Raw genomic sequence first — 23,308 nt, 5'->3', positions numbered from 1 at the left:
CTGTCCACGTCACTTGATCGCCCCGATCGCCAGTCCCGAGATGAAGTGCTTCTGGAACCGCAGGAACACCGCGACGGTCGGCACCGCGGCGATCACCGAGCCCGCGGCGATCACGTTCCAGTTGGACACGTACTGCCCCTGCAGGCCGAGCAGCGCCGGCGTCACCGGCATCACCGTCCCGGTGCGCAGCACGGTGATCGACCACAGCAGGTCGTTGAACGTCCAGGTGAACGCCAGCGCGCCGAGCGCCGCCAGCGCCGGGCGGGTCATCGGCAGGATGATCCGCCAGAAGATCTGCGCGACGCCGGCGCCGTCGATCAGCGCCGCTTGCTGGATCTCACCCGGGATCGACCGCATGAACCCCTGCAGCACGAACGTGTAGAAGCCGAGCCCGAACCCGACCTGCACGACGATCAGCGCCGTCAGCGTGTCGTAGATGCCCAGCAGCTCGGCCAGCTTCGCCACCGGCACGAGCAGGATCTGCGGCGGCAGCAGGTTTCCCGCCAGCATCACCAGGATGATCGTGCGGCGGAACGGGATCTCGTACCGGCTCAGCGCGAACGCCGCCGCCGAGCTGAGCAGCAGCGCGAGCAGCACGGTCGGGATCGTCACGAGCAGGCTGTTGAGCATCGCGTGCCCGCCGCCGCCCTCGCCCCACGCCTGCCCGAACCCGTCGAGCGAGAACGACGCGGGCAGCGCGCCCAGCCCGTTCGACGCGATGTCGGAGAACGTGCGGACGCTCGTCGTGAGCACCAGCAGGATCGGCAGCAGCCACAGCACCGAAAGCCCACCCGCGAGCAGGTGGAACCCGAAGGTCCGGGTCCTCCTCACGAGTCCTCCCGGAAAGCGCGCACGAGGTAGGTCACGATCACGCCGAACGCCAGCACGAAGATCACCACGGCCAGCGCGGACGCGTAGCCGAGGCGCAGCGACTGGAACGCCGTCGCGTACATGTACGTGCTGAGCACCTCGGACGAGTGGTATGGCCCGCCCTTCGTCATCGACCAGATGACGTCGAACGACCGCAGCGAGTCGATGATGATCACCGACAGGACCACGGAGTTGACGCTGCGCAGCTGCGGCCAGGTGACGTTGCGGAACTGCTGCCACGCCGTCGCGCCGTCCAGCTTGGCCGCCTCGTACAGCGCCGGGTCGATGCCCTTGAGCCCGGCCAGGTACAGCACCATGACGTAGCCGAGCTGCCGCCACAGCGCCGGGACGAGCACCGCGTACAGCGCCGTCTTCGGGTCGGCGAGCCACGCGTGCTGCCAGCCGCCGAGCCCGATCGCACCGAGCACCTTGTTGAAGACGCCGTCCGGCTGGTAGATCACCTGCCAGATCAGCGACGTCGCGACCAGCGAGAAGACCACCGGCGTGAACAGCGCGGCCCGGTAGAACCCGACGCCACGGCGTTCCTTCTGCAGCAACGCCGCCAGCGCGAGCCCCCCGACGGCCGAGAGGCCACCGAAGAGCACGAGCCAGATCACCGTGTCGAGCGCGGCGGTCTTGAAGATGTCGTCGGAGAACATCTCGGCGAAGTTCCCGAGACCGACGAACGTGGGCGCCGAGACGCCGTCCCAGTTCGTCAGCGCCAGGTAGAACCCCTGCAGCGCCGGCCAGAACACCCAGAACCCCTCGACGAGGAGGGGCACCAGGACGAACGCCAGCAGCACGGGAGAGATCCGGCGACGGCGCTTCGGGGCCCGCGCCGCGGTCTTCGGCCGGTCAGCGGTCAGCACCGCCATCTCAGGACTGCCAGACCTTCTGCGCGGCGGTCTGCCAGTCGCTCAGGATCGAGTCGAGCTCGTTCGGCTTCTGGATGAACCGGATCAGCGCGGCGTCGGCGGTCGGCTGCAGCGCGTCGGAGGAGTCGCGGTTGAAGAACTGCGTGATCTCCTTGGCGTCCGCGAGCATCTTGCGTCCCTTTTGGACCAGCGGCGTGCCGTTGTCCTTGGCCTTCGGGTTGGTCGGCAGGACCGTGCCGGAGGAGTTCTCGATGTAGAGCTCCTGCGCCTCGGCCGTCGCGACGTACTTGAACCACTCCTTGACCTCCGCGACGTGCGCGGTGCGCGCGCTGGCGAAGAAGCCGTCGGTCGGGCCCTCCTCCGCGACCGGGACGGCCGGGTCGAGAATCGGGAACTGGAAGAAGTCGAGGTCGTCGAGCGCGTCCTTCGGGGCGGCGTCAGCGAAGAACGTGCCGGTCAGCACCATGCCGGTGCGGCCCTGCAGCAGCACGGTCGTGGCGTCCTGGAACGCGATCGCGGTGCCGTTCGGGTCGAAGTACGGCAGGGCCTGGCGCCACGGGTCGAAGATCTTCTTGACGCGCGGGTCGTCGAAGCGCTGCTTGCCGGCGAGCAGCTCGCGGTGGAAGGGCGCGCCGTTGATCCGGATGTTCAGGTAGTCGAACCAGGCGGACGCGGTCCACGGCGTGGTGCCGCCCGCGCCGAGCCCGATCGGCGAGATCCCCTTGCCCTTCAGGGTTTCGCACAGCGCGAGGAACTCGGTCCAGTTCGTCGGCGGCCGCACGCCCCACTTCGCGAAGTTGGACTTGCGGTAGAAGAAGCCCCACCAGTAGTAGGACGTGGGGACGAAGACCTGGTGCCCGGCGCCGTCGCCGGAGAGCGCGCGGAACGCGGCGCTGTAGTCGCCCATGGTCTGCCAGACGTCGCCGACGTCGAGCAGCAGGCCCTTGCGCGCGTAGCCGGACAGCAGCGAACCCGGGTACCACGTGAAGGTGTCCGGCGGGGTGGCCGCGGTGAGGTAGCTGGGCAGCTGGGTGCGGAAGGTCTCCGACGCGACGGTGTTGACCGTCGCCGTCGCGCCGCCCTTCGCGCCGAACGCCTGGGCCAGCGCCTCGATCGCCTTCTTCGCCTCGGGCGAGGACAGGTTCGACTGGACGGTGACCGCGCCGGCGGCCTGCTTGACCGGGCCGGAGTTCGCGGAGGTGGCGCAGGCGGCGAGGAAGCTGCCCGAGCCGATGGCGCCCAGCCCGGCGAGGCCCGTGTTGCGCAGGAAACGGCGGCGGGACAGGCCTGCACTCGTCATGTCGTGACCCCTTTGTCTTGGTGCCCGCACGGGCGTGACTGCTGCCAAAGAGTGCAACCGGGCGACGCCGGTGTCAAGATGTATTCATAATTTATGACGACTTAGTGGGCGGCGTAGGATGACTCCGATCACGACCTGCCAGCTGAGAGGGCCCCTCCATTGACCGAACACCGGCCACGCGGGTTGCACGGCCAGACCGTGGAGGCACTGGCCAGCCGCATCCTCTCCGACGAGTGGGGCGAGGGCACCGTCCTGGACCTGCCGGCGCTGCGCGAAGAGCTCGACATCAGCCTGACCGCGCTGCGCGAGGCGCTGAAGGTGCTGGCCGCGAAGGGGATGATCGACGCGCGGCAGAAGCGCGGCACGTTCGTCCAGCCGCGCGAGCGCTGGAACATGCTCGACACCGACGTCATGCGCTGGCAGACCGCGGCCGCCGACGACCCGGGCCTGCTCGACGAGCTGACCGAGGTCCGCACGGTCGTTGAGCCGGCGGCGGCGCGGATCGCGGCCGAACGCGCATCGGAGGAAGACCTCGATTCGCTGCGGGAGGCACTGGCCGACATGGCCGCCGCCGACGACGCGGAGGCGAGCGTCCAGGCCGACCTCGCGTTCCACCGGCGGCTGATGACGGCCACCCACAACAACTTCCTGATGCGGATGGAGCGGGTCATCGCGATCGGGCTGGCCGAGCGCGACAAGCTGGTGCACGGGGCGTCGGCGGCGGAGGACCCGGTGCCGAGCCACCGGAAGGTGTTCGACGCGATCGTCGCCGGTGATCCGGTGGCGGCCGAGCAGGCGATGCTGGCACTCGTCACGAAGTCTCGCGATGACCTGGCGAAGGCTCAGCGCAAGTCCTAGCTCAAGTGCACGGCGGTAACTCGTCAGTTAAGGAGATTGCACTGGAGTCAGGCGTCAGTCCGTGCCGTAATAGGTACATGACAAACGTTCTGACAGCGGTCACCCAAGCGGCCGAGAAGGCCGGACAGGCTTTGCTCGACGCGTACGACCCGGCGAGCCGTCCGGCGGACCGGGCGGCGATGTACGAGCTCGGCACCCGCCTCGAAGCGACCTCGACGGCGATCGTGCGCGAGGCGCTCGACGGCGTCGCGCCCGGCGTCGGCTGGTGGGACGAAGACGAGACCGGCCGCGTCGTGCCGGCCGGGCGGTGGTGGGTGGTCGACGGCACCGAGGGCGCGGTCAACCACGTCCACGGCCTGCCGGAGTGGGGCGTGACGATCACGCTGGTCACGGACGGGCAGCCGGAGCTGACCGTCGTCCGCCAGCCGATCGGCGACCTGACGTACACGGCGGTGCGCGGCGAAGGCGCCTTCCTCAACGGGCGGCGGCTGCACGTCTCGGCCAAGACCGACCTCTCGAGCGCGGCGGTGACGGCGAGCCAGGCGGGTAGCTCTCCCGAGGTCTACACGCGGTTCGCGAGCGCGTTCGTGGCGATGGCATCGAAGGCATTGCTGGTGCGCAACACGATTCCGACGACGTTCCCGTTGCTCGGCCTCGCCGCCGGGCAGTACGACGTCTTCTGGCAGTACGAGCCCGACCTGCCCGGCAGCGCGGCCGGCGCCTTGCTGGCCGGGGAGGCGGGCGCGGTCGTCACCGATCTCACGGGCTCGCCGTGGGACGTCAACTCGGCCGACATCCTCGTCGCCGCACCGGGTCTGCACGCCGCGGCGCTGGAGGTGCTGAAGTGAGCCGGGTGGCGGTGCTCGGCGCGTCGGGCGCGGTGGGCAGTGAGCTGGTGCGGCAGGCGCTCGAGCGCGGACACGAGGTGGTGGCCGTCAGCCGGAACCCGGCGCCGTCGTCCACCGAGCGGCTGACCACGGTCGCCGCCGACGTCCACGACGCCGCGGGGATCGCGGATGCCTTACGCGGCAGCGAAATCGTGCTCGACGCGCTGGGCTTGCGGAAGGGCGACCCACCCGGCGTGCTGACCGCCGGGGCCCGTGCGGTGGTGGCCGCGGGACCGTCGCGGGCGGTGTCCGTCGGCGCGCTCGGGACCGGGCCCTCGGCGGAGGCGGCGGGCTGGCTGTCGCGGACGTTGGTGGCGCGGCTCCTGAAAGCCGAGGTGCCGGACAAGGTCGGCGCGGACGCGGCGATCCTCGGCATGGGCGGGACGGTGGTCCACGTGGGCCCGATGAAGAGCGGCCCGATCAGCCCGACGCGGCAAAGCGTGCGGCTCGACTCCGTGCCCCGCAAGCTGTTCCCGCCGATGATCAGTCACGCGACGGTGGCCGCGGCCATGCTCGACGCGGCCGAAGACGGCCCCCGCGGCGAAGTCCTGGTAGCGCTGGCCAAGTGAGGTCGTGAGTGAGAAACAGTGTTCTAACGCTGTTTCTCACTCACGACCGGCCGCGGCGGACCCGGCCAGCACGTCGGTCACCGCGGTGCGGCAGTGGGCGCGCAGCCATTCGTGCGCCGGATCCGTGTCGTAGCGGCTGTGCCAGCTCAGGACCACCGGTGCGCTGGGCGGGTCGAACGGCAGTTCCACCGCGCTCAAGCCGACGTCGGCGCGGGCCTGGGCCGTGGACCGCTCGGCCATCACCCCCACGACGTCGCTGTGCGCGATCGCCTGCAGCGCCAGTGCCGCCGTCGGGAGCGCCGCGACCACTCGGCGGCGCAGCCCCAGCTCGGCCAGCACCTTGTCGACGCCGTCGCGCAGCCGGCCGCGCCGGGACACGATCACGTGCTCGGCCGCCGCGAACTCCTCGATGTCCAGCTCGCGCCCGGCGCGCGTCACCAGCACCAGGCGATCCTCGCCGACGATCTCGTGGCTGATCTCCGGCGACGCCGGCACCGTCGCCCCGAGCTCCAGGTCGACGTGCCCGCGCGCCAGGTCGGGCGTGTCCACCGGCGCCTCCGCCAGCAGCCGCAGCCCCAGCCCGGGCGCCTCCGCCGACGCCGTCCGCAGCAACGCCGGGAACAGCGCCGCGAGCAGCGCGTCGTGGCCCTGGATGGTGAACGTGCGCCGCAGCGTCGCCGGGTCCACCGTGCGGGCCGGGGCCAGCACCCGGTTCGCGCGGGCCACCAGCGTCCGGACCTCGTCGCGCATCGCGAGCGCGCGGGGCGTCGGGGTCATCGTGCGGCCGGTGCGCACCAGGATGTCGTCGCCGGTCGTCGCCCGGATCCGCGCGAGCGTGCGGCTCATCGCGGGCGGCGTGAGGTGCAGCCGGTCGGCGGCCGCCTGCACGGAGTTCTCCTCCAGCAACGCGTCCAAAGCGGTCAGCAGGTTCAAGTCCACCTGCACGACAGTAATGGTCAGGAGCCGTCGAGTGCGTTCTGCAGCATCCGCGACGCCGCCGCGCGGGGGGCCGGGTCGATCGCGATCAGGGCGTTGACGACAGCTCCGTCGACCAGCGCGATCAGCCGTTCGAGTTCATCGGTCGAAACCGGGGTGCCCGAGCGCGCGAAGATCTCCGTCAGCAGCTCGTCGAGCTGGGCCGACAGCATCCGCATCAACGGCCGCAGGTACGGACGGCGACCGGTCGCGACCAGGCGTTCGTACCGCAGGAGCACCGCTTCCGCGTCGGCCTCCGGGTCGTCGGTCTCCGGCCCGAGCAGCATGTCCAGCACCAGGTCGACGGTCGCCTGCACACCGCGGTTGCGGGTCGCCAGCTCCTCCAGCCGACGGCGGCCCGCCGCCAGCTCGGCGTTCGAATGGTGCTCGACGGCCGCCGTGACCAGCTCTTCCAGCGAGTCGAAGTAGTACGTCGTCGAGGCGAGCGGCAGCCCCGCGCGCTCGGCCACCGCCCGGTGCCGGACGGCGTCGAACCCGCCCTCGACGAGCAGCTTCGCGGCGGCCTCGACGAGCGCGGCGCGCCGTCGTTCCCCTTTCGGGGTGGTCGCAGCGGTCATGACCGGTCATTCTGCCAACCGGGCGGACCCGGGCTCAGAAGCGGGGCGCGAGAGCGTGCGCGAACGTCTGAACCTGACCCGCGTACGGCGCTGTCGCCCCGGCCGAAGGCACGCTGACCAGTAACAACGACCCGCCGGACGCGGTGGCCACCTGGGCCGTGACCGTGCCGGCCGGCTGGGACTTGAAGACCACGGGAATGCCCTTCGGGTACACCGCCGCGGACACCTCGCCGCCCGGGACCGGGAACCCGGCCGAGCGCGACGCCGTCGAACAGGCGCCGCCCGGCACTGCCGGGGTTCCGGCGACGTGGCCGGGGAGCTCGCCAGCGAGGGCGATGGCGAGCTCCCCGTCCACCTGTTCGCACCCGGAGGCGCCTTCGGCCAGCTGGCCGGTCTTCCCGCCCTGGTCACCTCCCTGCCGAGGTGGTTCGGACGAGAAGTTCGGTGACCCCCCACCGACTTCAGGACGTGCCGGGCTCAAGCCGGGTTGCCCCGACCCCGGCCCGGATTGTGACGCCATGGCGCCGTTGTCCGCGGCTGTCAGTGCCTCGGGGGTACCCCCGGACAGCAGGCCGTACGCGCCGAACCCGACGACCACCAGCGCCGCGGCGCTCACCCCGGCGGTGATCCGGTTCCGGCGCCGCACGGTCTGGCGGCGCGATTCGCGAACGACGTCGTCCTGGGAGAACGTCGGCTCGGGTGCGTCCGGCGGCGCGGCGGAGAACAACGAGCGCAGCTCCTGCTCATCCATTGGTCTCCACCTCCCGTTCCAGAACCTGCTTGAGGTTCGCCAGCCCGCGCGCGGTCTGGCTCTTCACGTTGCCTTCGCTGCATCCCAGCGCCTTCGCCGCGCCGGTCACGTCGAGTCCTTCGAAGAACCGCATGACCAGCACCGCCCGCTGCTTGGGCGGCACTTCCTTCAACGCCGCGAGCAGGTCTTCCCTGGTCGCGACGAGGTCGTCGAGGCCGGGCGAGTCGTCGGCGGGTTCCGGCAGGACCTCGGTCTGCCACTCACGCCGCCACGGACGCCGCGATTCGTCGATCGACGCACGCACGAGCGTCGTGCGGACGTACGCGTCGGTCGCCGCGCGATCCCTGATCTTCTTCCACCTCCGGTGCAGCGCGACGAACGCCGTCTGCGCGAGGTCGTCCGCCCGGTGCCAGTCGCCGCAGAGCATGTACGCGGTCCGGCGCACGGCGTCCCGCCTGGCGGCGAAGTACTCCGCGAACTCCTCCTCGTCGCGCTGGTCCACGCGCAGTCGTGCTCCGCTCTGTTGTCGTCGGTGGGTAGGACGGAATCAGGGGCGTCCACGGTTGCACGGACCGAGCGGGTCCCACCACTCCGGGGCTCATTGATCCCCGGGAGGTGGGTGTGATGTGATCGCTCCGTGACCTTCACGCTGCCGCCGCTGGACTTCCGCTCCGACACCGTCACCCGTCCGGATGACACGATGCGCGCGGCGATGGCGTCCGCGGAGGTCGGCGACAACGTCCTCGAACGCGACCCGACGATCCAGGCGCTGGAGGAACGCGCCGCCCACGTCCTGGGCATGCCGGCCGCGCTGTGGGTGCCGAGCGGGACCATGGCGAACCTCGTCGCGCTGAGCATCCACCTGCAGCGTGGCGACCGGTTCCTCGCCACGCGGGGTGCGCACGTGCTGACCAACGAGCTCGGTTCGGCGGCGTGGCTGGCCGGCGGGATGCCGGACATCCTGGAGCACGACGGCGGCCCGGGCCGCCCCTCGCCCGACGCCCTCGCGGCCGCGATCGGACAACCCGGACCGTACTTCACATTACGGACGTCGCTGCTCTGCCTCGAGAACACGCACAACGCGGCCGGCGGCGCGGTCACCCCGCCCGACGAGCACGCCCAGCTGCTGTCCGTCGCGAAGGAAGCCGGCCTGACCGTGCACCTCGACGGCGCCCGGCTCTGGCAGGCCGCGGTCGCGCTGGAGGTGCCGCCGGCCGCGCTGACCGTCGGCGTCGACAGCGTTTCGGCCTGCTTCAGCAAGGGTCTCGGCGCGCCGGTCGGCTCGGTCGTCGCGGGGAGCGTCGCGTTCGTCGAGCGGGCGCGCCGGATGAGGCAGATGCTCGGCGGCGGTGTCCGGCAGGGCGGCGTCCTGGCCGCGGCCTGCCTGGTCGCGCTGGACCGCGTCCCCGAGCTGGCCGAGTCGCACGAGAACGCGCGGCGCCTGGCCGAGGGCCTGGCCGACCACGGCTGGGCGACGAACGAGCCGGACACCAACATCGTGCTCGCCGAGGTACCCGACATCCCGACCGCGCTGGCCTGGCTGGACTCGCTCGGGATCCGCGCGGTGCCGATGGCGGGCCGGGTCCGGTTCGTGACGCACCGGGACCTGAGCGCGACCGACATCGAAGAAGCGTTGCGCCGGATCAAGTCCGGCGCCCGATGAGTACCGGGGGCACCGTGAACTGGATCGTGTTCGACTACGGCGACGTGCTGAGCAAGCCGAGCGAGGCCCGCCCGGAGCTGGCCGCGCTGATCGGCGCGCCGCTGCCGGAGTTCGAGAGGGCGTACTGGGACTACCGGATTCCTTATGACGCCGGAAGCACCCCGCTCGAGTACTGGCAGACGGTCGGCAAGGCCTTGGACGTGTCCGTCGACGAAACGCTGTCGGCCGAGCTGACCCGCGTCGACGTCGAGGGCTGGGCGCACCTGGAACCGTCTTCGCAGGCGTTGTTCGAGGCCCTTTCCGAGGCCGGCGCGTCGCTGGCGCTGCTGTCGAACGCCCCGGTGGTGTTCGGCGAGTGGGTCCGCGCGCAGGAGTGGGCCCGCCACTTCCGCGTGACGCTCTTCTCGGGCGACGTCCGGTGCGTCAAGCCGGACGCGAAGATCTTCCGCCTGCTGCTCGACGAGCTCGGCGCGGAGCCGGCCGACTGCCTGTTCTTCGACGACCGTCAGTCCAATGTGGACGGTGCGCGGGCGGTCGGGCTCAAGGCGGAGGTGTGGAACGGCGCCGACGCGGCCCGCGCGTGGCTCGACTGACCTCACCCGCACCGCACGTCCGCCTACCAGCGGTGATCGTTCGTGGCCTAGGCTGCACGGACCCCGACCCCCGGTAGGCCGCCATGACGAGCGAACGACCGTCGGCCCGCGTCGACTTCGACCGGCCGAGCATCGCCCGCGTCTTCGACGCGTTGATGGGCGGGCAGGACAACTACGAGGCCGACCGCGCGGTGGTGCGGCAGATCCTGGAGATCGCGCCGGAGTCCCCGGCGATGGCGCAGGAAGTGCGGCAGTGGCTCGTCCGCGCCGTGCGGTACCTGACCGAACGGCTCGGCGTCGACCAGTTCCTCGACCTCGGCTCGGGCTTCCCGACGGTGGAGAACACCCACCAGGTGGCGCAGAAGTACAACCCCGAGGCGCACGTCGTCTACGTCGACAACGACCCGGTCGTGCAGGCGCACGGCCGGGCGTTGCTGGTCGACAACGACTTCACGCACATCTCGGGCAACGACCTGCTGCGGCCCGGCGAAACCCTGTCCGACGTGGGCCGGTTCATCGACTTCGACCGGCCGGTCGGGCTCGTGCTGTGCGCGATCGTCCACCACATCACGGACCTCGAGCAGGCCCGGCAGGTGGTCAAGTCCTACGTCGGCGCGATGGCGCCGGGGTCGTACCTGGTCCTGCTCCACCAGCACAACCCGGACGACGGCTCCGAAGCGGCCGGCGTCGCGACATCACTGCAGAAGCGGTTCAGCGGCACCGGGCTCGACACGAGCTACCGCACGCGGGCCGAGATCGCGTCGTTCTTCGACGGCCTCGACCTGCTCGAGCCCGGGTTGACGGCGCCGCACCGGTGGTGGCCGGACGGGCCGCGCCTGGCGCCGCTGACGCCCGTCAACTGGACATCGCTGTGCGGCGTGGCGCGGATCCCGGGATAGCTCAGTAGCGGTTGATCCGCCTGGGGTCCTTCTTGCCGCTGATCGCGCGGTAGCCGGCGGCGCCCAGGAAGGCGATGCCACCGATGATGGCGATCCACAGGACGGCCTTGAACACGAAGCCGATCACGGCGCCCAGCACCATGAACGCCACCCAGGCGACGATCAGGCCGCCGACGATCTTCCAGAACATGGCTTCCTCCGATTGCTCCCGTGGCCCCTCCGGCCCGATGACTCCACTCTGACACCTCGGCCGGCGAAACTCCCCTCAGCGAGCCAACGTTCAGGGATGAATCAGGGTTCCCCCTGGCCGAGCCAGGCCCCCAGCCGGCGAACGCCTTCGTCGAGGTCGTCCGCGCTGCCCGCGAAGGAGAACCGGACGTACTTGCCGCCGTCGACCGGGTCGAAGTCGACGCCGGGGGTGATGGCGAGGCCCGTGTCGGCGAGCAGCCGCTGGCACCAGCTCAGGCTGTCGTGGGTGTACGCGCTGACGTCGGCGTACGCGTAGAAGGCACCGTCGGCGGGGGCGAGCTCGCCGAGACCGATGCCCTTGAGCCCGGCGAAGAGCCGGTCGCGGTTGGCGCGGTAGCGCTCGACGTGCGCGTCGGCCTCCGCGTACGCCTCCGGCGTGAAGGCGGCGAGCGCCGCGTACTGCGAAACCGCGGGCGGGCAGATGGTGAAGTTGCCGGTCAGGACGTCGACCGCGCGATGAAGACGCTGCGGCACGAGCATCCAGCCGAGCCGCCAGCCGGTCATCGCGAAGTACTTCGAGAAGCTGCCGAGCACGAGCGGCTCCCGGCCGAACTGCCACGCGCAGTCGAGCTCGGCGCCGTAGGAGATGCCGTGGTAGATCTCGTCGCTGATCAGCTGCACCCCGTGCGACGAGCACCAGCCGGCGATGGCGGCCAGCTCCCCGGGCGGCAGGACGGTGCCGGTCGGGTTGCTGGGGCTGGCGACGATCAGGCCGTCGATCGGCCCGAGCTCGTCGAGCAGGGCGACGGTGGGCTGGAAGTTCGTCTCGGCGGTGGTCGCGAACTCGACGACCTCGCAGCCGAGGACGGTCAGCAGGTTGCGGTAGGCGGGGTAGCCGGGCCGGGCCATCGCGACCTTGGCCCCGGGGTCGAAGGCGCTGAGGAAGGCGAGCAGGAAGCCTCCGGACGACCCCGTGGTCATGACGACGTCCTGAGCGCTGACGTCGAGCTGGTATTTCCGCTGGTAGTGCCCGGCGACGGCCTCGCGCAGCTCGGGGATGCCGAGCTGTTCGGTGTAGCCGAGGGTGCTCTTGCCGAGCGCTTCGCGGGCAGCGTCGAGAACGGGCTTCGGCGCGGGCACGGAAGGCTGCCCGGCGGCGAGCGACACGAGATCACCGTGACTGCGCTGCCGCGCGCCCGCGGCGGAAAGGACGTCCATGACGTGGAAGGGCGGCACACCGGCCCGCAGCGCGGGACCCGCCTCGAGGTCGGCCATGGGGCCAGGCTAGTTCTAGTACCCCTGGTAGGCACCGCCGTGGGCCATGGCCTTGATGCCCGGCACGTTGCCGAGGCCGCCGTAGCGGTCGAAGGAGTACCGCACGCCCGCGATGATGTTGTCGACCGGGTTGTAGATGTTGTCGTGGCCGGGCAGCTTGTGGGCGTTGAACGTCCCGTCGATGCACTGCATGAGCCCCTTGGACGGGTGCCCGGCAGCGGCGTTGGAGTCCCAGTTGTTGATGGCGTTGGGATTCCCGCCCGACTCGTGCTGGATGATCGCCCAGATGTTGGGGATGTCCGCGTCGGTGACGGGGACGCCGGCCGCCTGAAGGGCCTTGATCGCCTCCTGGATCCACTGCTGGACGTTGCCGGGCGGCGGGGACGACGGCGGGCCGCCGCTGGGGCCGAGGCCACCGCCTCCGCCACCACCGCCGCCGCCGCCTCCGCCACCGCCGTGGGAGGCGCCGTTGCTGTGGATGCCGCCGGTGCTCTTGGGCGCCGCGGGGGTGCTGCTCGGCAGGGGAACCTGGTCGTAGCCGCCGTCGATCTGCTGGGACATCAGCGTCTGCGAGGCCTTGATCTGCGTGTCGGCCTGGGTCTGCAACGCGGCCACGTCGCCGTCGAAGCCGGCGGTGATGGTGTGGATGTCCGTCTTGGCCTGCTCGAGGATCTCGGCGGCGGTCGGGCTCGGGCCGGGCTTGCCCTCGTCCATCGCCTTCTTCGCGCTGTCCAGCGCGACCTTGATGTCGGTCGCCGCCTTGGTGTTGCGCTCGTTGACCGCGGTCTCGGCGGAGTTCTGCTTGTCCGCGACCTTGCGCTTGATCTCGGCGAGGTTGGTCTGCAGGGTGTCGAGGTCCTTGGCGACGTCTTCGAGGTGGGTCTGCACCTTGGTGCCGGCGTCGCGCACCTGGCGGACGTAGGTGAAGAACTGGTCCGCCGCCGGGCCGGCCCACACATCGCCGCCCAGCGCGTCCGTCGACGACTTCAGGGACGCATTGTGGTCACCGGCGTTCTTGCCCGCGTCACGAAACTGCGTCGCCGCGTCGGTGATTTTCTGCAGATTGACCTTTTCGACCTGATCGACCTTCTTCATGAAGGCGTCCCAATTGTCCGGCGTTCCGGCGCCGACCCCGTTCAAAGCCACTCTGGTGCCCCCTGCTCAGTTCACTTGTCGACGTGCAGCGTGAGGTCGCTCGCCCCGACCTGGTCGGTTTCGGCGATCAGGCCGGCGGCCTTGCGCATGGCGAACCCCAGCGCCTCCATGTGCTTGCCCGCGGCGTCGAACTGGCTGTGCACGCCGTCCTTGAACTTGCCGACCGCGCCGTGCGCGTCGCCCTTGTCGTCCATCCCGCCGAAGGGGCTCTCGTGCTCGTGGTCCATGCCGGTGACCTTCTGCTTGGACTTTTCGAACTCGTCCTTCAGCTTCTCCACCTGGCCGGCCGCGATGGCCATCGAGTCGGCGTCGTAGACAGGCACGGTTCGTCATCCCCTTCGCACACTTGCATCCGCCCGATCAGACGTCGTCATGACCGGGACGGTTCCCGCGCTTACTTTATGACTTCCCGTGCGCCGCGCGTACCGTTCCCGGCGAACTTCCACCCGGCGGGGATCAGGCCTCCGCCATCAGTTCACGGATTCGCGTCGCCAGCAGGGCGTTGTCCGCCGGGGTCACGGTCGCCCACTCGCGGCCCTCGCGGTCCGACGCCACCTGGAACAGGTACCGCCCCGCGTCCGTGTCGAAGAACGCCACGACCCGGCCCGCTCGGTGGACCACGCCGTCGCGGCCCACGCGTTCCGCGCCGAACTGGCCCCTGGCCTCCTGGCCCAGCAGCATCCCCGACAGCTCCTGGGCCTGGAACAGCTCCACGCCCCGGTCCTCCAACGCCGTGACCAGGCCTTTCGCGTCGCCCTTCGCGGCCGCGTCGGCGGATCTGAGGACGTCGTACGGGATGCTCACCGTCTGGCCGATGCCCGGGCCGAGGTCGCCCGCCACCGAGGCCGCCGCCTCCGGGAGGCCGTCCTCCGTGGCCGGGATCAGCCAGACCTCGCCGCTGTCGACCACCGCCAGCACCGCCTGGCTGCGGACGCTCACCGCGCGGCCGCGGATCTCGCGTTCGGCCCACACCCACACGTCCACGCCGAACTGGGGGCGAGCCAGCAGGTTGAGCAGGTCCGCCACCTCGCCGGACACCCGGCGGTTGCGGGCCAGGCGCCGCTCGCTCAGTGACGCCCAGGCCGCGTCGACCACTTCCAGCCGCTCGCCGCGGGTCATTCCTTCGCTCGGCACGTCCAGCGCGACGTGCCGGCGGGGCAGGCCCAACGACTCCCAGAGCACGTCGAACTCCCGCGCGGACAGCACCAGCGACACGGTCAGCGCCCGTCCCCGCTGTGGTCGCCGATCACGTCGGGGGAAACCATCCGCTGGTCGGCGAACAGGTCCTGGTCGTCGACGCCGAAGCGGCGGACGTGCTCGGCGTCGTCCTCCTGCGGGGCCGCCTCGGACAGGAACTTCGACTCGCCGGCCTGCTGCTTCGGGCTGATCTGCTCCGACTTCCGCAGCGCGACGGCTTCCTCCTCGGGCAGCTCACCGACCGGCAGCGGCCGCACCGGGCCCTTCGCCTGGCCCTTTTCGCGCCGCAGGCGCTCCTTGTCGCCGCTCAGCGCGCCACCGGCCGCGCCCGCACCGACCGCCGCCGCGCCCGCACCGATCTCGCCGGGGGTCGCGCCGGGCTTCGCGACGAAACCGCGTTCGGCCGTGAACTGACCGGGCGGGAGCGGGGCCTGCGGCATCGCGCCGACCGTGCGGCCCTTGGCCAGCAGGCCGTCGGCGCCGCGGTTGGCCCCGCCGAACGAGCTGTCGACGCTGGTCGAGCCGGAGCCGGACGCGCCACCGCCGCCGAGGGACTTGATCGGCGCCGTCCCCGGCGCCGAGCCGGGCGGCAGTGAGCCGGGTGCGCCCGGCGGCACGAACTGCTCGCCGCCGCCGACCGACAGCCCGGGTGAGAAGTGGGAGGAGTCACCGGACGCCGTGCCGCGACCCGGCGCGTTGACCCAGCCGGGGCCGGGCGTCGACGTCGGCGGCTTCACGCCCGCCGGAGTCGTCGACGACGACGGTGTCGTGTGCTGCGCGGGCGAGGTGCCCGCGCCGGTCTGGCGCGGCGGCTGCGCGACGGGCCGGGACGGCTGCTGCTGCGCCGCGACGCCGTAGACCGGGGTCGGCGGGTCGGCGTGGACCGTGTGCGACACCGGCTGCACCACCGGCGGGTCGACGTGCACCGACCGGACCTTGTCCGAAGCCGGCTTCACACCGCCGTCCGGCGTCACCGCGACAGCGGCGCCCGCGACGTCCAGCACGCCCGGCGTGATGCCCGGGGCGGCCAGCTTCAGCGACTCGGGGTCGGACAGCGACTGCGTCGAGAGCAGGTTCGTGCCGCTTTCCTGCGCGTACTCGTTCAGCGCCTGCTTGGCCTGTTCCTTGGCGTCGTTCGCGGCCTCGACCTGCCGGGCGTGGTCGGTTTCGAAGCCGATCAAGCTGAGCAGCAGGCCGTCGCCGAGCGTGTAGCCGCCCGCGCCCTTCCGGACGGTTTCGGCGTCCGGGAGCTTGTACTTGGTCCGGTTGAACGACTCGCCCTGCTCGAACACCATCTCCGCGGCGTGCGCGACCTTCGTCGTCGCGTCCTGGGAGAACCCGGCCTGCTCGGTGAGGACCTGGCTGGCCGCACCGCCGGCCTGGCTCTGCCACTCGACGCCGAGCTTGAGCAGCTGCGCGCGCAGGGTCTGGTCGGTGTGGGCGAGCGCGGTCGCGACGGCCTTCAGCGCGTCGACGGCCGTACCGATACTGCCGGTGCCGTCACCGTTGATCATCCGCGTGATCTGGTCGGCGATCGCGGTGTTCGTCCAGCCGTCGAAGCGGTGGTTCTGGATCCCGGCCGCGAGCTCGGAGAATTCCACGCGCCCTCCCTAGTTGCGTGCTTTCAAGGTCTGCAGCGCGATGTCGGCGGCCTGCACCGACAGGTCGCACAGCTGCGGCTGCGTGAACTTGCCGCGGGTGATGGCGAAGGTCTGGACGGCCAGCGTCTGGCCCCTCGCGACGCCGACGAGCGCCTCGCAGTCGGCGGGGTCGCCGGCCGCGCGGTAGTTCGTCAGCGCCGGGTAACCGCCGATGGTCTTCGGCTCGGTGGTCATGCTGTTCTTCTTGCGGGCCCCGGTGATCCACTCGTCGAGGTCCGCCGACACCGCTCGCACGTGGTAGGCGTGCACCGGCTCCGCGCCGTCCGCGTCGAACACGCACGTCGGCCCGTCCTCCGGGGGAGCTTCCCGGGGCGCGCTGGTGATCTTCATGGCGTCGAGCTGCACCTGCGGGAACACCTCGCACAGGTTGACGCCCTGCAGGGGCAGCTCAGCCGGCCGTTGCGGCAGCTGGGCCGCCTTGGCGCTCTGCGACGCCGCGGTCGCGGCCGTCTCGATGGGGTAAGGGGTGCCGTCGGTGCCCGCCGAGCAGCCGGCGAGCGCCGCCGTCGCGAGCACGCCTCCGGTGATCCGCAGCTTCCGGCTACGCACCGTGCCTGCTGCGGTCACCGAACACCGCCGCCTTCTCGTCTTCGCTGACCTTGTAGTCCTTGGCGGCGTCGCGCAGCTGCGAGACCAGGCGCTTCAGGCCGGCGACGTACTCGCGGACCTGCCCCGCGTAGGAGCGGTCGCCGTCGGCGATGAGGGTGTTCCAGGCGTCGATCGACTGGGTGCTGATCACGTCGGCCGACGGCGCGTCGATCCGGAGCTGCCCGAGCTTGGTCAGCAGCTGGTCTTCGAGGGAGTTGGCCTGCTCTTCGACGATCCGGGCGACGTCCAGGAGCTTGTCCGGGTGGACCAGGACGTCCGCGGCCGCCGGCGCCACGGGGACGGCCGAGCTGAGGTCGTACGAGGGTCCTGACATGCTCTCCCCTGACGTCATACGGACAGTGACCGGCCGACTCCCGTCGAGGCTACCAACCCGGGTGTGACAGCAGGCTGAGATTGGACGAACATCGTCCCCCGCCGGTTCCCGGATCAGGCGCGCTGTTTGGCCGTCGGAGCGCCGACCTCGCCGTTCGCCGCCTTGAGCGCGATGTCCGTGCGGTGGTGCGAGCCCGCGAGGTGGACCTTCTCGACGGTCTCGTACGCGTGCTTGCGCGCCGACTTGAGCGTCTTGCCGGTGCCGACCACCGAGAGCACGCGGCCGCCGGAGGAGACCACGGCGCCGTCGTCGCGACGGCGGGTGCCCGCGTGCAGCACGCCTTCCAGCTCGGCACCGCCGATGATGTCTCCGGTGCGCGGCTTGCCCGGGTAGCCGTCGGCGGCGATCACGACGGTGACCGCGGCGCCGCCCGCCCACTCCAGCGGCGGGTGCTCGGCGAGCTTGCCGGTGGCGGTGGCGAGCATCAGCCCGGCGATCGGGGTGCGCAGCAGGGCCAGCACGACCTGCGTCTCCGGGTCGCCGAAGCGGCAGTTGAACTCGATGACCTGCGGGCCGTCCGAGGTCAGCGCGAGCCCGGCGTAGAGCAGGCCGGAGAACGACGCGCCGCGCGCGACCAGCTCGTCGGCGACCGGCTGGACGACCTTCTCGACCAGCTCGTCGACGAGGTTCTCGGGCGCCCAGGGCAGCGGCGCGTAGGCACCCATGCCGCCGGTGTTCGGGCCGGCGTCGTCGTCGCCGACGCGCTTGAAGTCCTGCGCGGGCAGCAGCGGGACGACGGTGTGGCCGTCGACGAAGCAGAACAGCGACGCCTCCGGACCGTCCAAAAAGGACTCCAGGAGGACCGGGTGACCGCCGTCGAGCAGCATGATGGCGTGCTTGCGCGCGACGTCGTAGTCGGTCGTGACGACGACGCCCTTGCCGGCGGCGAGGCCGTCGTCCTTGACCACCCAGGTCGGGCCGAAGCGGGCGAGCGCGGCGTCGAGGCGGGCCGGGTTGTCGACCACCTCGCTGCGCGCGGTCGGCACGTTCGCCGCGGCCATGACGTCCTTCGCGAACGCCTTCGAGCCTTCGATGCGGGCCGCCGCGGCCGAGGGACCGAAGCAGGCGATGCCCGCCTTGCGGACGGCATCGGCGACACCGGCGACGAGCGGAACCTCGGGCCCGACCACGACGAGGTCGGCCTGCCAGCTCTTCGCGAGGGCCGCGACCGCCTCGGGATCCGCCGCCTCGACACCGAGCTGCTCGGCCATGGCGGCCGTCCCGGCATTGCCGGGCGCGCAGGCCAGGGCGGTGACGGTGGGGTCGCCGGAGGCCGCGAGGACGAGGGCGTGCTCACGGGCGCCGGAGCCGATTACCAGTACGCGCACGCCGCACAGAGTATCCGGCCGTGTTCACCCCGGACATTTCGCCGTCCTCCGCCACCCGGCGTGAGCGGGGTTCCACGCGGTGTTCACGGGGCGCTACCGGCTGGTGACTGTCCTGGTTGCGACGGCCCGCACCGCCGCACGCCGCCGGCACGGGGGCACCCGGCCGGCCCGCACCGCCGTGCCAGCCGGGTGCCCCCGTGCCGGCAGGAGTCCACAGGTCGCTCATCGGACTCGACCGCACACCGCCGCCGGCAGATGCCCCCGCCGTGCCGCGGGCCGGCGTCCCCCGGGCCGGGCAGGGAGGCGGCTGACGGGCTTGTCCACAAGTCACCACCGGTGTGGACAACTTGGCCTCCGGCCGCAGCGATCCGGAGGTTCGTCGGAGGGCGCCGATACGCTGGAAGCGGGGCTGCCCCCAGGGAGGGCGGGGCTGCGCGAGCAGGAGTCCACGCGCCGTTTACCGAGGCCCGAGACACGCGGGTGCGCCCCGACGAGAGGGCAGGCCGGGGCGAGCCGGCCGGCAGCCTGCAGCGCGAACGCCGAGCAGCCACCCTGCCGCCCTGCCGCCGCGCGTCGGCGAGGTGGCCAGTGCGCCGGGGCCGGAGCGGGTCGCCGCTGGCCTGCGCGACGCGAGCGGCCGGCGGTGCGGGGCGGGCAGTCCGGCCGGCCGCGGCGCGATCGCCCGCGTGGCCCGCCGGTCGCTTGCAAGGCGAACCCCGCGTGGCACGCCCGCCGGCGTGCGCCACCCGCCCGGCCCGCACCGCGCCGGAGGCCACAGGCGCGAGCAGGAGTCCACGCGCCGTTTACCGGGGTGTTCGTCCAGATACGCACTTCGGACGCTTGCGACATCGAGGGTTGCACGGGTAGTCAGGGCACACCCTGTGTGAAAAGAGGTCACCAGATGAAGCGCAAACGTGTCGGCGTGCTGGCGCTCGCCGGACTGGCGTTGCTGAGCGTCACCGGACTGGCCGTCGGGTCGGCGAGTGCGTCCACCGTGCCGTCCGAAAGCGGGGGGTCCGCCGATGCGGCCGCGCACGGACGGGGCCACGATGACCCCGTGATCATCGGACACCGCGGCGCGCCCGGGTACCGGCCGGAGCACACCCTCGCCTCGTACGAGCTCGCCTACCGGATGGGCGTGGACTTCGTCGACGTCGACCTCGTGCCGACCAAGGACGGCCAGCTCGTCGCCCGGCACGAGCCGGAGATCAGCGGGACCACCGACGTCTCGAAGCACCCCGAGTTCGCGGACCGCAAGAAGACCCTGGTGATCGACGGCGTCCCGACGACCGGCTGGTTCACCCAGGACTTCACGCTCGCCGAGCTGAAGACGCTGCGCGCGGTCGAGCGGATCCCGGCGAACCGGCCGCACAACACGCTGTACAACGGGCGCTACCAGATCGCCACCTTCCAGGAGGTGCTCGACCTGACCAAGCGGCTCGGCAAGGAGCTGCACCGGACGCTCGGCACCTACCCCGAGGTCAAGCACTCGACGTTCTTCCAGTCGATCGGCAACCCGACCGAGCCGAAGCTCGTCGCGGCCCTCAAGAAGAACGGCCTCGACCGGCCGGACGCGCCGGCGATCATCCAGTCGTTCGAGGTGTCGAACCTGATCGCGCTGCACAAGCAGGTCCGGACGCCGCTGCTGCAGCTGACCTCCGCGAGCGGCGCCCCGGCGGACTTCGTCGCGAGCGGCGACAAGCGGACCTACGCCGACATCGTCTCGGCGAAGGGACTGAAGGACGTCGCGAAGTACGCGAAGTACCTCGGGCCGGACAAGGCGCAGATCATCCCGCTCGACGCCGCCGGGAACCTGACCAAGCCGACCGCGATCGTCGCGGACGCGCACAAGGCGGGCCTGAAGGTGCAGCCGTACACGTTCCGGAACGAGAACCCGTTCCTGCCGGCGAACCTGCGCTCGTCGGCCGAGCCGGACGCCTACGGTGACGTCTTCACCGAGGAGGCCGCGTTCCTGAAGGCCGGCGTCGACGGCTTCTTCGCCGACCAGCCGGACACCGCGCTGGAGTCGCTGCAGGCGTTCCTGGGCCGGTAAACACTTTGCCGTGACGGGCGCTTCCGTGGACGCTGAGTCCATGGAAGCGCCCTTTTCCGGTGTCGTGCTGGTCAGCCGCGGCGACGAGACGCTGCACGCCGAGGCGGCCGGGTACGCGCACATCGGTTACGCCGTCCGGAACACCGTCGACACCCGGTTCGCGATCGCCAGTGGCACCAAGGGGTTAACCGCTCTCGTCGTCATCGGCCTGGTCGCCGAGGGACACCTCGCACTGACGACGAAAGCCCGCGACATCCTCGGTGACGACCTGCCGCTGATCGACGACCGCGTCACGATCGAGCACCTGCTGACCCACACGTCCGGCATCGGCGACTTCTGCGACGACGAGAACCCGCCCGAGACCCCGCCCGGTCTCGTCACGTCGGCCGACTACCTCGTCGCGCTCGACGGGTTCCCGCAGCAGTTCCCGCCCGGCGAGCGGTTCCACTACAACAACGGCGCGTTCGCCGTCCTGGGCCTGATCGCCGAACGGGTCGCGGGCATACCTTTCGCGGACCTCGTCCGGACCCGCGTCACCGAGCCCGCGGGGATGACCGACACCGCGTTCCTCCGGTCGGACGCGCTCCCCGGCCGGACGGCCACCGGCTACCTGGAAGACGGCCGCACCAACGTGTTCAGCCTGCCGGTCGTGGGCTTCGGCGACGGCGGGATCTACAGCAGCGCGCCGGACTTCCGGAAGTTCTGGCCCGCCCTGCTCGACGGCCGGATCGTGCCGCGCGAGTGGGCCGACCGGGCGCTGCGCCCGCACGTGGCCGGCTACGGGCTCGGCTTCTGGCTGCCGCGGCCGGGCGTGCTCCGGCTGGAGGGCGGCGACCACGGCGTCACGTTCGTGAGCCTGCACCAGCCGTCCTCCGGCATCACCGCGACGCTGATCTCGAACGACCACCGTGGTGGCGGGCCCCGGCTACGGCGGCTGGACGAGTTCTTGACGAAGGCTTGACACCCTTCGGGACCGGGGCTACTTTCGGCGAATTCAATGGTCTGGCCGCATACCTTTCAAGAGGTGCCCGATGGACGTTTCCGACCAGCAGACCACTCCCGACCACGACCCCGCCCACGATGACGACAGCGCGCGCCTCCACCAGCTCGGCTACGCGCAGGAGCTCAAGCGGACGATGTCGGGGTTCTCGAACTTCGCCGTCTCGTTCACCATCATCTCCATCCTGTCCGGCTGCCTGACGCTCTACGGGTTCGGCATGAAGACGGGCGGCCCGGCCGCGATGATCTGGGGCTGGCCACTGGTCGGGGTGTTCGTCATCCTGGTCGGTCTCGGCATGGCCGAGGTCTGCTCCAGCTACCCGACCGCGGGCGGGCTGTACTACTGGGCCGCCAGGCTGGCCCGGAAGAACGGCGCGGCGTGGTCGTGGTTCACCGGCTGGTTCAACCTCGTCGGCCAGATCGCCGTCACCGCGGGCATCGACTTCGGCGCGGCACTGTTCCTCAACGCGTTCCTCGACCTGCAGTGGGGCTTCGCGGCGACGCCGGGCCACACGATCCTGCTGCTCGCGATCATCCTCGTGGTGCACGGCCTGCTGAACACCTTCGGCGTCCGGATCGTCGCGATCCTCAACAACGTCAGCGTGTGGTGGCACCTCATCGGCGTGCTGGTGATCGTGGGCGTGCTGGTCTTCGTGCCGGCCAAGCACCAGGACGCGTCGTTCGTCTTCGGCAGCTTCGTCAACCAGACGGGCTGGGGTTCGGCGTTCTACGTCTTCGCGCTCGGGTTGCTGGTCGCGCAGTACACGCTGACCGGCTACGACGCGTCGGCGCACATGACCGAGGAGACGAAGAGCGCGGCGACGGCCGGACCGCGCGGCATCGTGATGTCGATCGTCGTCTCGCTCGTCGCGGGCTGGATCCTGCTGATCGGCCTGACGTTCGCGATCCAGGACTACGCCGGCGAGGTCGGCTCGTCCACCGGCGTCCCGCCCGCGCAGATCTTCATCGACGCCACCGGCGCGGTCACCGGCAAGTTCCTGCTGCTGATCTGCATCGGCGCGCAGCTGTTCTGCGGGATGGCTTCGGTGACGGCCAACTCGCGGATGATCTACGCGTTCGCGCGGGACGGCGCGATCCCGGGGTCGAACTTCTGGCACAAGATCAACAAGCGCACGCAGACCCCGACCAACGCCGTCTGGCTGGGCGCGGGTGGCGCGCTGATCCTGGCGCTGCCGTACCTGTGGAGCTACACGGCTTACAGCGCGGTGACGTCCATCGCCGTCGTCGGCCTGTACGTCGCTTACGTGATCCCGGTGTTCCTGCGCGTCCGCCTGGGCGACAGCTTCGAGCGCGGGCCGTGGCACCTCGGGCGCTGGGGCAAGCCGGTCGGCATCATCGCGACGACGTGGGTCGTCCTGATCTTCGTGCTGTTCATGCTCCCGCAGGCGTCGCCGGTGACGGTGGACTCGTTCAACTACACGCCGATCGCGTTCCTCGTGGTCCTCGGCGGCGCGGCGTTGTGGTGGGTGCTCTCGGCCCACAAGTGGTTCAAGGGCCCCAAGGTCCAGGGTTCGGAGGCCGAGCTCGCGGCCGTCGAAAAGGAACTGAAGGACCTCGGCTGACGCTCGGCGCAAGTGGTCGTGAGTGAGAAACAGTGTTCTAACGCTGTTTCTCACTCACGACCCCGCCG

Annotated in this window: 25 protein-coding genes; 9 read left to right on the top strand and 16 right to left on the bottom strand. The window is 71.0% G+C overall.

Annotated elements, in window-relative coordinates; all coding sequences use genetic code 11:
- Nucleotides 1–9: 9 nt before the first annotated feature.
- Genes ACZ7PG_RS19465 through ACZ7PG_RS19455 form a run of 3 tightly spaced genes read right to left on the bottom strand, consistent with a single transcriptional unit; the run spans nt 10 to nt 3,045 of the window.
- The gene (locus ACZ7PG_RS19465; protein ID WP_470240409.1) at nt 10–831 is read right to left on the bottom strand and encodes a carbohydrate ABC transporter permease; all 822 of its coding nucleotides are present in this window, start codon (nt 829–831) and stop codon (nt 10–12) included.
- A complete protein-coding gene (locus ACZ7PG_RS19460; RefSeq protein WP_470240408.1) occupies nt 828–1,745 on the bottom strand; it encodes a carbohydrate ABC transporter permease in 918 nt (305 codons plus the stop codon). The genes ACZ7PG_RS19465 and ACZ7PG_RS19460 overlap by 4 nt, the downstream gene beginning before the upstream one ends.
- Nucleotide 1,746: 1 nt before the next feature.
- Entirely contained in the window at nt 1,747–3,045 is a 1,299-nt protein-coding gene (locus ACZ7PG_RS19455) for an ABC transporter substrate-binding protein (protein ID WP_470240407.1), read from the bottom strand.
- Between the two features lie 159 nt (nt 3,046–3,204).
- On the opposite strand from ACZ7PG_RS19455, the gene ACZ7PG_RS19450 reads away from it, so the two are divergent.
- The 3 genes from ACZ7PG_RS19450 to ACZ7PG_RS19440 all read left to right on the top strand — a co-directional run bounded on the left by ACZ7PG_RS19450 (nt 3,205) and on the right by ACZ7PG_RS19440 (nt 5,359).
- Complete coding sequence (locus ACZ7PG_RS19450; RefSeq protein WP_470240406.1) at nt 3,205–3,903, top strand: FadR/GntR family transcriptional regulator; 699 nt, start codon at nt 3,205–3,207, stop codon at nt 3,901–3,903.
- A gap of 77 nt (nt 3,904–3,980) precedes the next feature.
- The gene (locus tag ACZ7PG_RS19445) at nt 3,981–4,751 is read left to right on the top strand and encodes an inositol monophosphatase family protein (protein ID WP_470240405.1); all 771 of its coding nucleotides are present in this window, start codon (nt 3,981–3,983) and stop codon (nt 4,749–4,751) included.
- Nucleotides 4,748–5,359, top strand: a complete 612-nt coding sequence (locus ACZ7PG_RS19440) for an NAD(P)-dependent oxidoreductase (RefSeq protein WP_470240404.1) — start codon at nt 4,748–4,750, stop codon at nt 5,357–5,359. Before ACZ7PG_RS19445 ends, ACZ7PG_RS19440 begins: the two co-directional genes overlap by 4 nt.
- A 36-nt stretch (nt 5,360–5,395) precedes the next feature.
- On the opposite strand, the gene ACZ7PG_RS19435 is transcribed toward ACZ7PG_RS19440, so the two are convergent.
- From ACZ7PG_RS19435 to ACZ7PG_RS19420, 4 genes are read right to left on the bottom strand one after another with little or no spacing between them, the layout of a single operon-like run.
- The gene (locus ACZ7PG_RS19435) at nt 5,396–6,298 is read right to left on the bottom strand and encodes a LysR family transcriptional regulator (RefSeq protein WP_470240403.1); all 903 of its coding nucleotides are present in this window, start codon (nt 6,296–6,298) and stop codon (nt 5,396–5,398) included.
- A 17-nt stretch (nt 6,299–6,315) separates the two neighbouring features.
- Nucleotides 6,316–6,912, bottom strand: a complete 597-nt coding sequence (locus ACZ7PG_RS19430) for a TetR/AcrR family transcriptional regulator (RefSeq protein WP_470240402.1) — start codon at nt 6,910–6,912, stop codon at nt 6,316–6,318.
- A 34-nt stretch (nt 6,913–6,946) separates the two neighbouring features.
- Nucleotides 6,947–7,663 (bottom strand): hypothetical protein, encoded by a 717-nt coding sequence (locus ACZ7PG_RS19425; protein ID WP_470240401.1) that lies wholly within the window; start codon nt 7,661–7,663, stop codon nt 6,947–6,949.
- Nucleotides 7,656–8,165, bottom strand: a complete 510-nt coding sequence (locus tag ACZ7PG_RS19420) for a SigE family RNA polymerase sigma factor (protein ID WP_470240400.1) — start codon at nt 8,163–8,165, stop codon at nt 7,656–7,658. Before ACZ7PG_RS19420 ends, ACZ7PG_RS19425 begins: the two co-directional genes overlap by 8 nt.
- Nucleotides 8,166–8,300: 135 nt before the next feature.
- Here ACZ7PG_RS19420 and ACZ7PG_RS19415 point away from each other — a divergent pair, with 135 nt between their 5' ends.
- From ACZ7PG_RS19415 to ACZ7PG_RS19405, 3 genes are all read left to right on the top strand, one after another.
- Nucleotides 8,301–9,326 (top strand): threonine aldolase family protein, encoded by a 1,026-nt coding sequence (locus ACZ7PG_RS19415; protein ID WP_470240399.1) that lies wholly within the window; start codon nt 8,301–8,303, stop codon nt 9,324–9,326.
- Nucleotides 9,327–9,340: 14 nt separating this feature from the next.
- Entirely contained in the window at nt 9,341–9,919 is a 579-nt protein-coding gene (locus ACZ7PG_RS19410) for an HAD family hydrolase (protein ID WP_470240398.1), read from the top strand.
- A gap of 83 nt (nt 9,920–10,002) precedes the next feature.
- Nucleotides 10,003–10,818 carry an SAM-dependent methyltransferase gene (locus tag ACZ7PG_RS19405; protein WP_470240397.1) on the top strand — a complete coding sequence of 272 codons (816 nt, stop codon included), beginning with the start codon at nt 10,003–10,005 and terminating at the stop codon, nt 10,816–10,818.
- A 1-nt stretch (nt 10,819) separates the two neighbouring features.
- Here the strand turns inward: ACZ7PG_RS19405 and ACZ7PG_RS19400 are convergent, their stop codons facing one another.
- The 9 genes from ACZ7PG_RS19400 to purD form a co-directional block, all read right to left on the bottom strand.
- Nucleotides 10,820–11,008, bottom strand: a complete 189-nt coding sequence (locus tag ACZ7PG_RS19400; RefSeq protein ID WP_364610651.1) for a hypothetical protein — start codon at nt 11,006–11,008, stop codon at nt 10,820–10,822.
- A gap of 101 nt (nt 11,009–11,109) precedes the next feature.
- Nucleotides 11,110–12,282 carry a pyridoxal phosphate-dependent aminotransferase gene (locus ACZ7PG_RS19395; RefSeq protein WP_470240396.1) on the bottom strand — a complete coding sequence of 391 codons (1,173 nt, stop codon included), beginning with the start codon at nt 12,280–12,282 and terminating at the stop codon, nt 11,110–11,112.
- Between the two features lie 15 nt (nt 12,283–12,297).
- Entirely contained in the window at nt 12,298–13,377 is a 1,080-nt protein-coding gene (locus ACZ7PG_RS19390) for a transglycosylase SLT domain-containing protein (RefSeq protein WP_470240395.1), read from the bottom strand.
- Between the two features lie 71 nt (nt 13,378–13,448).
- Nucleotides 13,449–13,760: a hypothetical protein gene (locus tag ACZ7PG_RS19385; protein ID WP_470240394.1), complete on the bottom strand. Its 312-nt coding sequence runs from the start codon at nt 13,758–13,760 to the stop codon at nt 13,449–13,451.
- 133 nt (nt 13,761–13,893) lie between these two features.
- Nucleotides 13,894–14,652 (bottom strand): ESX secretion-associated protein EspG, encoded by a 759-nt coding sequence (locus tag ACZ7PG_RS19380; protein WP_470240393.1) that lies wholly within the window; start codon nt 14,650–14,652, stop codon nt 13,894–13,896.
- 2 nt (nt 14,653–14,654) lie between these two features.
- Nucleotides 14,655–16,235, bottom strand: coding sequence for a hypothetical protein (locus ACZ7PG_RS19375; protein WP_470240392.1), 1,581 nt, complete (start codon nt 16,233–16,235; stop codon nt 14,655–14,657).
- A 9-nt stretch (nt 16,236–16,244) separates the two neighbouring features.
- A complete protein-coding gene (locus tag ACZ7PG_RS19370; protein WP_470240809.1) occupies nt 16,245–16,811 on the bottom strand; it encodes a DUF3558 domain-containing protein in 567 nt (188 codons plus the stop codon).
- A 25-nt stretch (nt 16,812–16,836) separates the two neighbouring features.
- On the bottom strand, nt 16,837–17,217 hold the full coding sequence (locus ACZ7PG_RS19365; protein ID WP_470240391.1) for a hypothetical protein: 381 nt from the start codon (nt 17,215–17,217) through the stop codon (nt 16,837–16,839).
- 113 nt (nt 17,218–17,330) lie between these two features.
- Nucleotides 17,331–18,605, bottom strand: a complete 1,275-nt coding sequence (gene purD / locus ACZ7PG_RS19360; protein WP_470240390.1) for a phosphoribosylamine--glycine ligase — start codon at nt 18,603–18,605, stop codon at nt 17,331–17,333.
- A gap of 901 nt (nt 18,606–19,506) precedes the next feature.
- Here purD and ACZ7PG_RS19355 point away from each other — a divergent pair.
- The 3 genes from ACZ7PG_RS19355 to ACZ7PG_RS19345 all read left to right on the top strand — a co-directional run bounded on the left by ACZ7PG_RS19355 (nt 19,507) and on the right by ACZ7PG_RS19345 (nt 23,240).
- The gene (locus ACZ7PG_RS19355; protein WP_470240389.1) at nt 19,507–20,658 is read left to right on the top strand and encodes a glycerophosphodiester phosphodiesterase; all 1,152 of its coding nucleotides are present in this window, start codon (nt 19,507–19,509) and stop codon (nt 20,656–20,658) included.
- Nucleotides 20,659–20,698: 40 nt separating this feature from the next.
- Nucleotides 20,699–21,619, top strand: coding sequence for a serine hydrolase domain-containing protein (locus ACZ7PG_RS19350; protein ID WP_470240388.1), 921 nt, complete (start codon nt 20,699–20,701; stop codon nt 21,617–21,619).
- A gap of 70 nt (nt 21,620–21,689) precedes the next feature.
- Nucleotides 21,690–23,240 (top strand): amino acid permease, encoded by a 1,551-nt coding sequence (locus tag ACZ7PG_RS19345; protein WP_470240387.1) that lies wholly within the window; start codon nt 21,690–21,692, stop codon nt 23,238–23,240.
- The last annotated feature ends 68 nt before the right edge of the window (nt 23,241–23,308 follow it).

Source organism: Amycolatopsis sp. NPDC114504 (assembly GCF_055633595.1).
The sequence above is the reverse complement of the archived record's forward strand: the minus strand, read 5'-3'. Positions and strand labels throughout refer to the sequence as shown.

Bases quoted from the DNA above. Each gene is read 5' to 3' on its own strand.
- ACZ7PG_RS19395 (WP_470240396.1), bottom strand. From the start codon at position 12,282: ATGGCCGACCTCGAGGCGGGTCCCGCGCTGCGGGCCGGTGTGCCGCCC.
- ACZ7PG_RS19400 (WP_364610651.1), bottom strand. From the start codon at position 11,008: ATGTTCTGGAAGATCGTCGGCGGCCTGATCGTCGCCTGGGTGGCGTTC.
- ACZ7PG_RS19460 (WP_470240408.1), bottom strand. From the start codon at position 1,745: ATGGCGGTGCTGACCGCTGACCGGCCGAAGACCGCGGCGCGGGCCCCG.
- ACZ7PG_RS19345 (WP_470240387.1), top strand. From the start codon at position 21,690: ATGGACGTTTCCGACCAGCAGACCACTCCCGACCACGACCCCGCCCAC.
- ACZ7PG_RS19355 (WP_470240389.1), top strand. From the start codon at position 19,507: ATGAAGCGCAAACGTGTCGGCGTGCTGGCGCTCGCCGGACTGGCGTTG.
- ACZ7PG_RS19390 (WP_470240395.1), bottom strand. From the start codon at position 13,377: ATGAAGAAGGTCGATCAGGTCGAAAAGGTCAATCTGCAGAAAATCACC.
- ACZ7PG_RS19365 (WP_470240391.1), bottom strand. From the start codon at position 17,217: ATGTCAGGACCCTCGTACGACCTCAGCTCGGCCGTCCCCGTGGCGCCG.
- ACZ7PG_RS19430 (WP_470240402.1), bottom strand. From the start codon at position 6,912: ATGACCGCTGCGACCACCCCGAAAGGGGAACGACGGCGCGCCGCGCTC.
- ACZ7PG_RS19350 (WP_470240388.1), top strand. From the start codon at position 20,699: ATGGAAGCGCCCTTTTCCGGTGTCGTGCTGGTCAGCCGCGGCGACGAG.
- ACZ7PG_RS19445 (WP_470240405.1), top strand. From the start codon at position 3,981: ATGACAAACGTTCTGACAGCGGTCACCCAAGCGGCCGAGAAGGCCGGA.
- ACZ7PG_RS19425 (WP_470240401.1), bottom strand. From the start codon at position 7,663: ATGGATGAGCAGGAGCTGCGCTCGTTGTTCTCCGCCGCGCCGCCGGAC.
- ACZ7PG_RS19455 (WP_470240407.1), bottom strand. From the start codon at position 3,045: ATGACGAGTGCAGGCCTGTCCCGCCGCCGTTTCCTGCGCAACACGGGC.
- ACZ7PG_RS19405 (WP_470240397.1), top strand. From the start codon at position 10,003: ATGACGAGCGAACGACCGTCGGCCCGCGTCGACTTCGACCGGCCGAGC.